Here is a 13,377-nt window from a genome sequence, read left to right as displayed (position 1 = left end):
GCCCCTACGCTGTGGTCATGGCCATGACACTCGCTGATCCGAAGGTTCGTGAATTCCTCTCCCACGGCACCCGCACCGGAAAGCTCGCCTTCACCGCCACCGACGGCCGTCCCGTGATCAACCCGGTCTGGTTCATCCTCGAGGGCGAGGAACTGGTCTTCAATACCGGTAAGGACACCGCCAAGGGTCGCGCGATCACTCGCGACCCCCGCCTCGCACTCTGCGTAGACCTCGAGGAACCGCCGTTCGGGTATGTCCAGGTTCAGGGAGTGGCCGAGGTGTCCGAGGATCCGGCCGAGTTGTTGCGCACCGCGACCGCCATCGCGGGTCGCTATATGGGCGCGGAGCGGGCCGCGGAGTTCGGCGCGCGCAACGGCGTACCCGGTGAGCTGGTGGTGCGCATCCGCGCGGCCAAGGTGCTGGGCGGCTTCGATATGACCGGGTAGCCGCGCGGTGATCATCCGTACGGGCACCGAAGTGTCCGCGACCCGAGATCAGGCGGTGATTGTGAACTCGACGGACCGATGTCGGTCGGCGACGACCGTGGTCTGGGGTACGTTCGCGGGCTGTTCCCGGCCCGGCGCGTCACACGGAGGTGTCGGCTGATGTCCTCCGGTCCGGGCGACCAGCTCGATTATCGATTCACCCTCGCCAACGAGCGCACCTTCCTGGCCTGGATCCGGACCTCGCTGGGCCTGCTGGCCGGCGGTGTGGCGGTGCACACCCTCGTGCAGCCGTTCCATCGTTCCGGATTGCGGCGGGCCATCGCGGCCAGTTGTATCGTGCTGGCGGTGATCATGGCCATCGGCGCTTACCAGCATTGGCGCAACGTGGAGGACGCGATGCGTCGCGGCGAACCGCTCTCCGGCACCGTCATGGTCCCGTTGCTGGCGGTGGGGATAGCCGTGGTGTCGGTGCTGGCGGCTGTCGCGGTGCTGTTCGCATGATGCGGTGGACGGGCCGATGACCGCCGACACCGGTATGGCCCGGGAGCGGACGGCGCTGGCGTGGCGCCGCACCGCCGTTGCCTCGATGGCCATCGCCGTGCTGTTCCTCAACCATGTGGTGGTCAGCGGTTGGACCCATGCGGCCGCGGCTCCGCTGGTCGCCGTTCTCATGCTGGTCGTACTCGCGGTCATGGGCCTTCAGCGCAGTCGTGCCCTGCGCCACGGGGAGCACGGCCGTTCCCGCATCGAAGTAGCCCTCACCGCGACCGTGGTCACCGTGGTCTGCGTCGTCGCCCTCCTGATCAGCCTGGGCGCTCCCCCACGCTAGCCGCTTCGCAGACCGACTACGACAGAATTTCCCATGCCGCGCTAGAACCCTTTGCCGTACAACTGAATTGGGTGAGCGATCTTATCGCCTCCGAGCCCGCCTACTCAGGCGAAGATGGCATCGATGGTTTCGGCGGTGAGGATGCGTGTGGTCCAGGTTGTGAGGTCTGCGAGGGGTGCGTTGCGGACTGAATGGCGGACTGTTTCGGAGATGTCGCCGAACTTTGTGGTGAGTAGTTCGAGTACTACAGTCGCTCGCTCTTCGGTGCGTCCTTCGGCGATTCCTTCGAGGCGGAGCATGTCGCCGGTTGTCATGGTGGCCTCCTGGGCTGCTGGTCCGAGTCGGTCGATGATGGGTTTCATGCGGGTGAAGGGGGTGTCGGCAACTTTGATTATGTACCTCGTCGACTTTGCTCTGGTGCTCGACCAGGACGTGGATGTAGCCGTCGTGGCCGTCGATGCGGGCCCGGAAGAGGATGTCGCTGCGGCGGTCGTGCAGTTCGGGGGAGACGAAACTGTTCTTGCACACTCTCAGGGTGTTCCAATTCACCGCTGCGACAGTCTCTTCTGGCAGCACCGCACGTAGCTCGGACGCGGCCTCGGAGGAGCGGGTGAACACGTGCCGGAAGAAGGCGTCGTGCGGATTCGACGGAATGGTCCCCATGAGCGGCAACGGTAGCCGGGAATTCGGTAGATGGCGAACTTCGACAGAGCTCGAAATATATTGTCTAGGAGCGGTTTTCGTTCTTCTGACGCTTGGTCGAATGGGCGCGTTGAGGGTGGTCTGTTTCAGAGTGATCTCGTCGGGAATGGGTGCGTCGGTACGGTGCCGTTGGCGTAGGTGTGACGTCGCACGTCCGGCAGGGCTGTGCGGGGTAGTAGCCGGTCGACCCCGGTATAGCGGTCCGCCTACACTCGCCCGCATGACCGTGCATTTCATCGGGGCGGGCCCCGGGGCCGCCGACCTGCTGACGCTGCGCGCGCTGCGGTTGATCCGGGAGTCGCCGGTCTGTCTGTACGCGGGGACGTATCTCGATCCGGAGGTGCTGGCGCAGTGTTCGGCGGGGGCCCAGCTGGTCGATACCCAGGGGTTGGATCTGGATCAGATCATCGAGCACTGTGTGCGGGCCGATGCCGCGGGGCGCGATGTGGCGCGGTTGTGCTCGGGGGACCCGTCGTTGTACTCCGCGCTCACCGAGCAGACTCGCCGCCTGGACGCGCACGGTATCGCCTGGGACGTCACGCCGGGGGTGCCCGCGTACGCGGCGGCGGCCGCGGTGCTCGGGGCCGAGCTGACCGTTCCGGAGTTGGTGCAATCGGTGGTGCTCACCCGGACACAGGCGCGCTCGACCGCCATGCCCGACTCCGAGGCGCTGGCCGGTTTCGCCCGCACCCGCGCCACATTGGTACTGCATCTGGCGATCACCCGGATCGGCCCGATCGCCGCGGAGCTGACCGCCGAATACGGTGCGGAATGTCCGGTGGCCGTGATCTATCGCGCGAGTCAGCCCGAACAGCTGGTGCTGCGCGGCACCCTCGCCGATATCGCCGATCGAGTCGCCGAGGCCGGGCTGCGGCAGGCCGCGGTCATTCTGGTCGGCGGCGCGGTGGGCGCTCGCGCGCAGTGCGCGCAATCACATCTGTACGACCCCGCCCGCGAGCGGAGCGGAGCGTCGTCACCGGGGGTATCGGCCGCGACGGAGGCGAGAGGCGGTGAGGTGCGGTTGTGAGAGCGGAGCCGGCTATCGCCCGCGTCACATACGACCGGAGTCGAAGCGCCGCGGGGTGGAATCGTGAGCGCTACCATCTCCCGACGAGATTCGGCGCGGGGACAAACGCTATGAGCTGATCTGATGTTTCTTGGCTATGAACCTTTTTGGTCCTACACGGGATACGGACGGTAGATTGGTTCGGTGTTCATCAGTGAGGTTCGACGGAGGGCCGTGCCGTGGCCGGCGAGCGTGGTCGGGTCGATGTAACAAGATCGGCTCGAGCGACGGATAACTCCTTTGAACACGTATGTCTGATTGAGATTCGAAGTGAGCCCCGACCGCTGAACGCCATGCTGGGACAGATGTGCGTTCGCGTCGGTGTGCCATTGGGGAGCACTGCAGGGTGTTCCGGAAGTGAGGTTGCGGGTTGGACCGGCGGGAATTCGGCGGGAACGGCGAAGCTGGCAGCGAGATCGCGGCCGCGCCGGACTCCGGGGAGGCGCTCTTCCCGTTGTCGCCGGCGCAGTTGGGTATCTGGTATGCCCAGCATCTGGACCCGCAGGTGCCGATCACCATCGCCCAGTACGTCGACCTGCACGGCGATCTGGATGTCGACGTGCTCGAGCGGGCCAGCATCAATGCCTCTCGCGAGCTCGGGTCGGGTTTCCTGCGCATCGTCGAGCGCGACGGCGAGCCCCTGCAGTGGATCGACCATTCCATTGCCGACTACGACAAGGTCACCTACGTCGACCTGCGCGATGAGGCCGATCCCGAGGCCGCCGCGCACGCTTGGATGCGCGCGGAGTACAGCCGCCCGCTGAACCCGACCACCGATCGGCTCGTCGCGGTCGCGGCCCTGCAACTCGCCGACGACCACTGGTTCTGGTACTCCCGCGCCCACCACATCGCACTCGACGGCTTCGGCGCGATGACCAACCAGAAGCGCATCGCCGAGCTGTACACCGCATATCTCGACGGCGTCGAGCCCGAGCCGGCCAAGGCCGCGGATCTGCGCTCACTGGCCGAATCCGAATTCGCCTACCGGGACAGCACCCGTTTCCAGTCCGATAAGGAGCACTGGGCGCAGCGGGTGGCCGGGCTCGAGGAGGGCTCGAGCCTGACCGGCCGCTCGGCCCCGCCCGCACCGCTGAACGGCGTGGTGTCCGAGGCGCTGTCCGATGAGCGCAACGAACTGCTGGACGCGGCCGTACACGGGCACGACTCCTCGCCCGCGGCCCTGCTCATCGCGGGATTCGCGGCCTATCTGGCGCAGTGGACCGGCGTCGAGGACGTCATCCTGAGTCTGCCGGTGACCGCCCGCACCACCGCGCTGATGCGCCGCTCGGGCGGTGTGACTTCGAACATCGTGCCGCTGCGCCTGCACGTCGGCCACGAGACCACGGTCGCGGATCTGCTGCGTTCGGTGACCGTGGAGGTCTCCGGCGCGCTGCGGCACCAGCGCTACCGGCACGAGGACATCCGGCGGGACAGCGCGGGCGAGGGGGCCGCGGTCACCAAGGAGTTCTTCGGCCCCTGGGTCAACATCATGCTGTTCCAGGACGAGCTGGCACTGGGCCCGCTGGTCGGGCAGTTGCATGTGCTCTCCACCGGATCCATCGAGGATCTGGGCGTCAACTTCTATCAGACCGAGGGCGGCGCGCGCTCTCGCATCGACTTCGAGACCAACCCGAATCTGTATTCGGAAGATCAAGCGCAACAGCATCATTCGCGTTTCCTGGAGTTCTTCGACCGGTTCCTGGCGGCCGAGGCCGGGCAGCAGGTGTGGGCGCTGCCGATCACCACCGCCGTCGAGCTGGACCGGACCCTCGTCGAATGGAACGAGTCCACACACGAGGTTCCCGAGACCACGCTCGCGGCACTGCTGGACGACCGGATGCGGCGCAACCCTTCGAGCGTCGCGCTCGACTTCGAGGGCGATACGCTCACCTATGCCGAGTTCTCCGCCCGGGTCAACCGGCTCGCCCGGCACCTGATCGATGACGGCGTCGGCCCGGAATCGCTTGTGGCCCTTGGCATGCGGCGTTCACTGGAACTGGTGATCGGCATGCACGCGGTGCTGCAGGCCGGTGGCGCGTACGTGCCGATCGATCCCGATCACCCGGCCGAGCGCACCGCCTACATCCTGGACTCCGCGGCACCGGTCTGCGTACTGACCGTCTCGGGTGACGAGGTGCGGCTGCCCGAGTCGGTGCGGCAGATGCCGATCGACACCCTGGACGTGTCGGAGTACTCGGCCGATCCGATCACCGATGCGGATCGCCTTGCACCGCTGCGTGATTCGAATACCGCGTACGTCATCTACACGTCCGGCTCGACCGGTCGCCCCAAGGGCGTCGCGGTCACCCACCGGGCGATCGTCAACCAGCAGTTGTGGATGCTCGACCAGTACGGCTTCACCGCGTCGGACGTCTACCTGCAGAAGACCGCGACCACCTTCGACGTCTCGCTGTGGGGTTACTTCCTGCCGCTGCTGTCCGGCGCGAAACTGGTCGTCGCCACACCGGACGGCCACCGCGACCCGGTATACGTCGCGGAGATGATCCGCCGCCACGGGGTCACGGTCACCGACTTCGTGCCATCCATGCTGAGCGTGTTCGTCACCTCCGCTTCCCGCGCGGACTGTGCCACGCTGCGTGCGGTTTTCGTCATCGGCGAGGCCCTGCCGCCGGAGACCGCGGCGGGTTTCCGGGCGATCAGCGACGCCGGTCTGCACAACCTCTACGGTCCCACCGAGGCCGCGGTCTCGGTGACCCACCGGACTGCCGCCGACACCGACGCCACGGTCGTGCCGATCGGTGTGCCCGAGTGGAATGTCGAAGTGTACGTGCTGGATTCGCGGCTGCGTCCGGTCGCGATCGATGCGCCCGGCGAGTTGTACCTGGGTGGTCGGCAGCTGGCGCGCGGGTATCGCGGCCGGGCCGACCTGACCTCGGACCGGTTCGTCGCGAATCCTCACGGCCTGCCCGGTGAGCGCATGTACCGCACCGGTGACCTGGTCCGCTGGAACGCAGCCGGTGAGCTGGAGTACATCGGCCGCACCGACTTCCAGGTGAAGTTCCGCGGTCAGCGCATCGAGCTCGGTGAGATCGAGACCGATCTGCTCGCGCATCCCGCGGTGAGCCAGGCCGTCGTGCTGGTGGTCGATACCGCCACCGGTCAGCAACTCGTCGCCTATGTCGTTGCCGCGCGGGGACTTTCGATCGATCCGGTGGAGCTGAGCAGATTCGCCGCCGAGCAGCTGCCTGCCTACATGGTGCCCGCGGCGATCATGGTGCTGGACGCCCTCCCGCTCAACACCTCCGGCAAGTTGGATCGAAAAGCGTTGCCCGAACCGGTCTTCAGCGTCGACGCGGCCGGATACCGGGCCCCGCGCACCCAGGCCGAGGAGATCGTCGCGGGGATCTTCGCCGATGTGCTGAGCCAGGACCGGGTCGGCATCGACGACGACTTCTTCGATCTCGGTGGCAACTCGCTGGTCGCCACCCAGGTTGTCTCGCGCATCTCCGCCGCCTTCGGCATCACCCTCGGGGTGCGGGCGCTGTTCGAGACGCCCACCGTGGCGGCTATCGCCGCGCGTGCCGAATCCGCCACGCCCGCACAGATTTCCAGGCCGCCGCTGGTCGCCCAGCACACCGGCGAGAACGGTGAGCCGGTGCCGCTGTCGCTGGCCCAGCAGCGGATGTGGTTCATCAACCAGTTCGACCCGACCGTTCCGACCTACAACCTGCCGTTCGTGGTGCGGTTGCGCGGCGCGGTCGACATCGACGCGCTGACCGCGGCGCTGCTGGATGTGATGACGCGGCAGCAGTCGCTGCGCACGCTGTTCCCCGAATCCCCCGACGGCGGCGGCTACCAGCAGGTGCTGCCCGTCGAGGAGATCGATCTCGGCATCGCGGTGCTGCCGATCGCGGAGGCCCGGTTGGCCGCCGCTCTGGCCGATTTCGCCTCCACCGGCTTCGACGTGACGCGCGAGCTGCCGATCCGGGTGCGGGTCTACAAGGTCTCGGGCGGATCCAGCGCGCCCGGCGCCGATTACGCGATGGCCTTCGTGGTGCATCACATCGCCGCGGACGGTTTCTCGTTCGGCCCGCTGGCGCGCGATGTGACCGCCGCCTATCTGGCGCGCGCGGCGGGCGAGCCGCCGGCGTGGGCCCCGCTTCCGGTGCAGTACACCGACTTCAGCGTGTGGCAGCGCGAGGTACTCGGCTCCGAGGACGACCCGGACTCGATGGCCGCCCGCGAAATCGCTTACTGGCAGGGCGCTTTGGCCGGTCTGCCCGATCAGCTCGACCTGCCGACCGATCGCCCGCGCCCGCCGGTGCAGAGCTTCCACGGCAGCCGGGTCACCTTCGAGATCGATCCGGACCTGCACATTCTGTTGTCGAGATTGGCTCGGGCACAGGGTGTTTCGCTGTTCATGGTGCTGCACGGCGCATTGGCGGTGTTGCTGGCGCGGATGTCGGGCACCGAGGACATCGCGATCGGCACCCCGATCGCGGGTCGTGGCGAGCAGGCGCTGGACGATCTGATCGGCATGTTCGTCAACACCCTGGTACTGCGCTCGCAGATCGACGGCGGCGAGACGTTCACCGAACTGCTCTCGCGCACGCGGGAAACCGATCTCGCCGGATTCGCGCACGCCGACGTCCCGTTCGAGCGGCTGGTCGAGGTGCTCAACCCGGCCCGCTCGCAGGCGCGGCATCCGCTGTTCCAGGTGATGCTCTCGTTCCAGGAGCTCTCGCACGCCACCATGGAGATGGACGGGCTCACGGTCACCGCCGACGAACTCGACGTCGACATCGCCAAATTCGATCTGCAGTGGACCCTGACCGAGCAGCGCGGCGCGGACGGCTCGCCGGCCGGGGTATCCGCGGTGATCTCCTACGCCACCGATCTGTTCGACGCCACCACGGTCGCCGCATTCGGTGATCGCTTCCTGCGGACGCTGCACGCGGTCGTCTCCGATCCCGCCCGCCCGGTCGGGGATATCGAGCTACTCGACAACGCCGAGCGCACCCTGGTCCTGCGCGACCGCAACGCCACCGCCAGCCCCGTGCCGGACGCCGAGACGCTGGCCTCGCTGTTCGCCCGGCAGGCCGAACGCACCCCCGATGCCCCGGCGCTGACCTTCGAGCGGACGACACTGACCTACGGCGAGTTCGCCGCGCGGGTGCATCGCCTGGCCCGGCATCTGACCGATCTGGGCGTCGGCCCGGATTCGCTCGTGGCGCTGGGGATGCGGCGTTCGCTCGACCTGGTCGTCGGCATGTACGCGGTGACCGTGGCCGGTGGCGCGTACGTCCCGCTGGACCCGGATCATCCGGCCGAGCGCACCCGCTACGTGCTGGGCACCGCGCGTCCGGTGTGTGTGCTGAGTACCGTCGAGGACGAGTTCGAGACCGGCACCGATATCGCGGTGCTGGAGATCGACCGGCTCGACCTGTCGGACTACTCCGACGCGCCGCTGACCGACGCCGATCGGCTCGCCCCGCTGCGCCCGGCGAATACCGCGTACGTGATCTTCACCTCCGGTTCGACCGGTCGTCCGAAGGGTGTGGCGGTGCCGCACGGGGCGATCGTGAACCGACTGCTGTGGATGCAGCAGGAATACCAGCTGGACGGCACCGATGTCGTCGTGCAGAAGACCCCGGCCACCTTCGACGTGTCGGTGTGGGAGTTCTTCTGGCCCTTGCAGGTCGGCGCCCGGCTGGTGGTCGCCAAGCCCGACGGGCACCGCGATCCGGCCTATCTGATGCGGTTGATCACCGGTGAACAGGTCAGCACGGCGCATTTCGTGCCGTCGATGCTCGCGATGTTCGTGACCGAGATCGGCGCGGCCTCGGCCGAGGAACTCGCCGGACTCGGCCTGCGGCGGGTGTTCGCCTCCGGTGAGGCGCTGCCCGCGGTGACCGCGCAGCGGCTGATCGAGCTGACCGGCGCGCGCCTGCACAACCTGTACGGCCCGACCGAGGCCGCGGTCGACGTCACCTATCACGAGGTGAACGAGCTCGACACGGTGTCGGTGCCGATCGGTCGTCCGGTGTTCAATACCGCTGTCTACGTTCTGGATTCGCGGCTGCGGCCGGTTCCGGTGGGTGTCGCGGGCGAGCTGTATCTCGCGGGCGCGCAGCTGGCGCGCGCGTACGTGGCCCGGCCCGATCTGACCGTGGATCGCTTCGTTGCCGACCCGTTCGCGGGCGGCACGGCCGGTGAGCGCATGTACCGCACCGGCGACCTGGTCAAGTGGACCCTCGCGGGTGAGCTGGAGTACCTGGGCCGCACCGACTTCCAGGTGAAGTTGCGCGGTCTGCGGATCGAACTCGGTGAGGTCGAATCCGCGCTGACGGCCATCGACGTGGTCGCGCAGGCCGTCGCGGTGGTGCGTTCGGACGGCCATCTGGGTGATCAGCTCGTCGGCTATCTGGTCGCCGCACTCGATCACGAGGTCGATACCGACGCCGTGCGCGCCGAGCTGACCGAGGCGCTGCCCGGATACATGGTCCCCTCGGCGCTGGTGGTGCTGGATGCGCTGCCGCTGAACGCCTCGGGCAAACTGGAACGCCGGGCGCTGCCCGCGCCGGTGTTCGAGCTACGTGAATTCCGTGCTCCCACAACGCCGATCGAGGAGATCGTCGCGCAGACCTTCGGCGAGGTGCTCGGCCTGGCCCGGGTCGGCGTCGACGACGACTTCTTCGATCTGGGCGGCAACTCGCTGATCGCCACGCAGGTCGCCTCCCGCCTGGGCATCGCGCTGGACACCCGGGTTCCGGTGCGCATGCTGTTCGACGCGAGCACGGTGACCGCCCTCGCGGCCCGGATCGAATCCCACGTCGGCGACGGCGGCCGCGAGGCGCTGGTCGCCCGCGAGCGTCCCGAGCAGGTGCCGCTGTCGCTGGCACAGCAACGGATGTGGTTCCTGAACCGCTACGACACCGCGTCCTCGGTGAACAACATCCCGGTCGCCATCCGGCTGTCCGGTGAACTGGATGTGGCGGCGCTGCAGGTCGCGGTCATCGACGTGATCGACCGGCACGAATCGCTGCGCACGGTGTTCCCCGAGACCGGCAGCGCACCGGTGCAGGTGGTGCTGGACGCGGCCCAGATCGTGCCCGATCTGACCCCGATCCCGGTGACCGAGACCAATATCATCGAGCACCTGATCGAGCTGGCCTCGATGGCGTTCGATGTGACCAACGAAGTGCCCTTGCACGCAAGGCTTTTCGAGATCAGCGAGACCGAGTACGTGCTCGGTATGGTGGTGCACCACATTTCCGCCGACGGCTGGTCGATGGGGCCGCTGGCCCGCGACGTGATGGTCGCCTACGCCGCGCGCACCACCTGGGAGCCTCCGGCCTGGGCGCATCTGCCCGTGCAGTACGCCGACTACGCACTGTGGCAGCGCGAGGTGCTCGGCTCGGAGGACGATCAGAACTCGTTGATCTCCAACCAGATTCGCTACTGGACCCGCGAGCTGGCCGATCTGCCCGACGAGCTGATGCTGCCCTCGGACCGGCCGCGTCCGGCCGTGGCCACCTATCGCGGCGGTACGCACACCTTCGTCATCTCGCCCGAAATCCAGTCCCGACTGGTGGAATTGGGTCGTCGGCACAACGCGTCGCTGTTCATGGTGATGCACAGCGCGCTGGCCGTGCTGCTGGCGCGGCTGTCCGGAACCACGGATATCGCCATCGGCACGCCGGTGGCCGGTCGTGGCGAGGCGGCGCTGGACGATCTGATCGGCATGTTCGTCAATACGCTGGTGTTGCGGACCGAGGTGCGCGATACCGCGAGCTTCGCGGATCTGCTCGGCCGCTCGCGCAATACCGACCTGCAGGCGTTCGCTCACGCCGATGTGCCGTTCGAGCGGCTGGTCGAGGTGCTCAACCCGGCCCGCTCGCAGGCACGCCACCCACTGTTCCAGGTCGCGCTGTCGTTCGAGAATCTGCCCGAGCGCAATTTCGAGCTGCCCGGATTGCGGGTCACCACAGTCGATTTCGATGTGGAGACCGCGAAATTCGATCTGGCGCTGACGTTGCGCGAGACCGGTGCCGACAACGCCGGAATGCTGGGTGAGTTCTCCTTCGCCCGGGACCTTTTCGACGAGCCGACCATCGCGGTGTTCGCCGAACGTTTCATGCGCCTGCTCGAACAGATCACCGTGCGCCCCGAGCTGGCGGTGGGGGATCTGGAGATCCTGGCCGAGGCCGAGCGCGCCGAATTGCTCACCCGCCGTGGCGATGACGCGATCGAGCCGGCCACGCTGCCGGAGATCATGGCCGCCGCGGTGGCGGCCAATCCGGACGGGCAGGCCGTCGTCTTCCGCGGGCGTTCGCTGACCTATGCCGAGCTGGATGCGGCCGCCAACCGGCTGGCGCGGCTGCTGATCGCGCGTGGCGCGGGCCCCGAAGTCCTTGTGGCCGTGGCGGTTCCACGGTCCATCGAATCGGTTCTCGCGATCTGGGCGGTGACCCGCACGGGCGCGGCGTACCTGCCGGTCGACCCGGCCTACCCGGCCGACCGCATCGCGCACATGATCTTCGATTCCGGTGCGCAGCTGGGTATCACGCTGCTCGACGAGATCGAAGCACTGCCGTCGATGGCGGGTGCGGGCTGGCTCGCACTCGACGATCCGGAGCTGAGCGCCGCTGCCGAGGCCGCCTCGCCCGCGCCGGTCACCGATGCCGACCGCCGCGGCCCGCTGCGGTCGCGGAACATCGCCTACGTCATCTACACCTCCGGCTCCACCGGTCTGCCCAAGGGCGTCGTGGTCACCCACGCGGGCTTGGCGAACTTCAGCGCTTTGCAGGTGGAACGCTATGGCCTGGACCGTGATTCGCGGGCGCTGGCCTTCGCCTCGCCCTCCTTCGACGCGTCCGTGCTCGAAATGCTGCTGGCCGTGGGGTCGGCCGGCGCCCTGGTGGTCGTGCCGCCGGGCACCTACGGCGGTGAGGAACTCGGCGAGCTGATCGCGCGTGAGCGCGTCACGGTCGGGCTGATCACGCCGTCGGTGCTGGCGTCGCTGGATCCGGCCGCCCTGGCCGGCATGTCGGTCATCATCGCCGGCGGTGAGGCCGTCTCGGCCGATCTGGTCGCCAAATGGTCTGCCGCGCCGAGTGGTTCGGGCACCGACCGGCGGTTCCACAACGCCTACGGTCCGACCGAGGCGACCGTGGCCACCAATATCAGCGCGCGGCTGCGGCCGGGCGATCCGGTCACCATCGGTGGTCCGGTCCGGGGTATGCGTGCCCTGGTGCTGGACAGCCGCCTGCATCCGGTGCCCGAGGGCGTCGCGGGTGAGTTGTACGTCGGCGGAATCCAGTTGGCCCGAGGCTATTTCGCGCGCAGCGAGCTGACCGCGGCGCGTTTCGTGGCCGACCCGTACGGCGGCGAGGGCGGGGCTGGGGGCGCTGGTGGAGCGCGGTTGTACCGCACCGGTGACGTGGTGCGCTGGCGGCGCACCGGTCGCGACGCCGCCCCGGTCGTGGAATACGTGGGCCGCAACGACTTCCAGGTGAAGATCCGCGGTTTCCGCATCGAACTCGGCGAGATCGATGCCACGCTGACCACCCATCCGGACGTCGATTTCGCGGTCACCCTGGGCCACACCGTGGAGAACGGCTCGACCGTGCTGGTGTCCTATGTGCGCGCGGTGCCGGGGCGCGCGGTCGACGTGGCCGCGGTCTCGAACCATGTCGCGGACCGGCTGCCGGGTTATATGGTCCCCACCGCGATCATGGTGCTGGACGAGATCCCGCTGACCCCGGTCGGCAAGCTCGATCGCCGCGCCCTGCCCGCCCCCGAGCTGAGCACACGTGAATTCCGTGCCCCCTCGACACCGCTCGAGGAGCTGGTCGCGGGCATCTTCGTCGAATTGCTGGGCGCCGAGCGGATCGGTGTGGACGACGATTTCTTCGCCCTGGGCGGCAACTCGCTGATCGCCACCCAGGTGACCGCGCGCCTGAGCGCCGCGCTGGACGCGCAGGTCGGGGTGCGGACGCTGTTCGAGGCGCCGACCGTGGCCGGGCTGGCCGCGCGAGTCAGCACGCAGACCGGGTCCGGTGAGCGCCGGGCCCTCACCGCGCGGCCGCGGCCGGAACGTCCGCCGCTGTCGCCGGCCCAGCAGCGGATGTGGTTCCTGAACCGGTTCGACACCGATTCGGCGGCCAACAACATCGCGGTGGCGGTGCAGCTGCGCGGCGAGCTCGATCTGGCCGCGCTGCGCGGTGCGGTGGGCGATATCGTCGCCCGGCACGAGTCGCTGCGCACCGTGTATCCCTCGCACGAGGGCGTCGGCTATCAGCAGGTGCTGCCCGCGGCCCAGGCGCTGCCGGGCATCGATCTGGTCGATGTGATCGACGCCGGTGAACTGC

Annotated in this window: 6 protein-coding genes and 1 pseudogene (1 of these 7 running past the window's edge); 5 read left to right on the top strand and 2 right to left on the bottom strand. The window is 68.1% G+C overall.

Translation table 11 applies throughout. The features are described from left to right. Nucleotides 1-17: 17 nt before the first annotated feature. The 3 genes from NV1_RS06320 (at nt 18) to NV1_RS06310 (ending at nt 1,275) form a co-directional block, all read left to right on the top strand. On the top strand, nt 18-446 hold the full coding sequence (locus NV1_RS06320) for a PPOX class F420-dependent oxidoreductase (RefSeq protein WP_218026923.1): 429 nt from the start codon (nt 18-20) through the stop codon (nt 444-446). Nucleotides 447-605: 159 nt separating this feature from the next. Continuing rightward, on the top strand, nt 606-947 hold the full coding sequence (locus tag NV1_RS06315; RefSeq protein ID WP_067886389.1) for a YidH family protein: 342 nt from the start codon (nt 606-608) through the stop codon (nt 945-947). 16 nt (nt 948-963) lie between these two features. Further along, nucleotides 964-1,275, top strand: a complete 312-nt coding sequence (locus tag NV1_RS06310; protein ID WP_067886387.1) for a DUF202 domain-containing protein — start codon at nt 964-966, stop codon at nt 1,273-1,275. A 104-nt stretch (nt 1,276-1,379) separates the two neighbouring features. On the opposite strand, the gene NV1_RS45530 is transcribed toward NV1_RS06310, so the two are convergent. Next, the gene (locus NV1_RS45530) at nt 1,380-1,589 is read right to left on the bottom strand and encodes a DUF4351 domain-containing protein (protein WP_067886385.1); all 210 of its coding nucleotides are present in this window, start codon (nt 1,587-1,589) and stop codon (nt 1,380-1,382) included. A 145-nt stretch (nt 1,590-1,734) separates the two neighbouring features. Beyond that, a pseudogene (locus NV1_RS46715) lies at nt 1,735-1,938 on the bottom strand (Rpn family recombination-promoting nuclease/putative transposase); the annotation flags it as partial. 259 nt (nt 1,939-2,197) lie between these two features. On the opposite strand from NV1_RS46715, the gene cobM reads away from it, so the two are divergent. After that, nucleotides 2,198-3,004 (top strand): precorrin-4 C(11)-methyltransferase, encoded by an 807-nt coding sequence (gene cobM / locus NV1_RS06295; RefSeq protein ID WP_067886381.1) that lies wholly within the window; start codon nt 2,198-2,200, stop codon nt 3,002-3,004. A 409-nt stretch (nt 3,005-3,413) separates the two neighbouring features. Next, on the top strand, nt 3,414-13,377 hold the start of the coding sequence (locus tag NV1_RS06290) for a non-ribosomal peptide synthetase (protein ID WP_067886379.1). 40,469 nt of this gene lie beyond the right edge of the window; only the first 9,964 of its 50,433 coding nucleotides appear in the window; the start codon lies at nt 3,414-3,416; its stop codon lies beyond the right edge, outside the window.

Source organism: Nocardia vaccinii NBRC 15922, from assembly GCF_001613305.1.
GTDB lineage: Bacteria > Actinomycetota > Actinomycetes > Mycobacteriales > Mycobacteriaceae > Nocardia > Nocardia vaccinii.
Note: the sequence above shows the minus strand (reverse complement) of the source record. Positions and strands in the feature narration are given on the sequence as shown.

Bases quoted from the DNA above. Each gene is read 5' to 3' on its own strand.
- NV1_RS06315 (WP_067886389.1), top strand. From the start codon at position 606: ATGTCCTCCGGTCCGGGCGACCAGCTCGATTATCGATTCACCCTCGCC.
- NV1_RS45530 (WP_067886385.1), bottom strand. From the start codon at position 1,589: ATGACAACCGGCGACATGCTCCGCCTCGAAGGAATCGCCGAAGGACGC.
- cobM (WP_067886381.1), top strand. From the start codon at position 2,198: ATGACCGTGCATTTCATCGGGGCGGGCCCCGGGGCCGCCGACCTGCTG.
- NV1_RS06320 (WP_218026923.1), top strand. From the start codon at position 18: ATGGCCATGACACTCGCTGATCCGAAGGTTCGTGAATTCCTCTCCCAC.
- NV1_RS06310 (WP_067886387.1), top strand. From the start codon at position 964: ATGACCGCCGACACCGGTATGGCCCGGGAGCGGACGGCGCTGGCGTGG.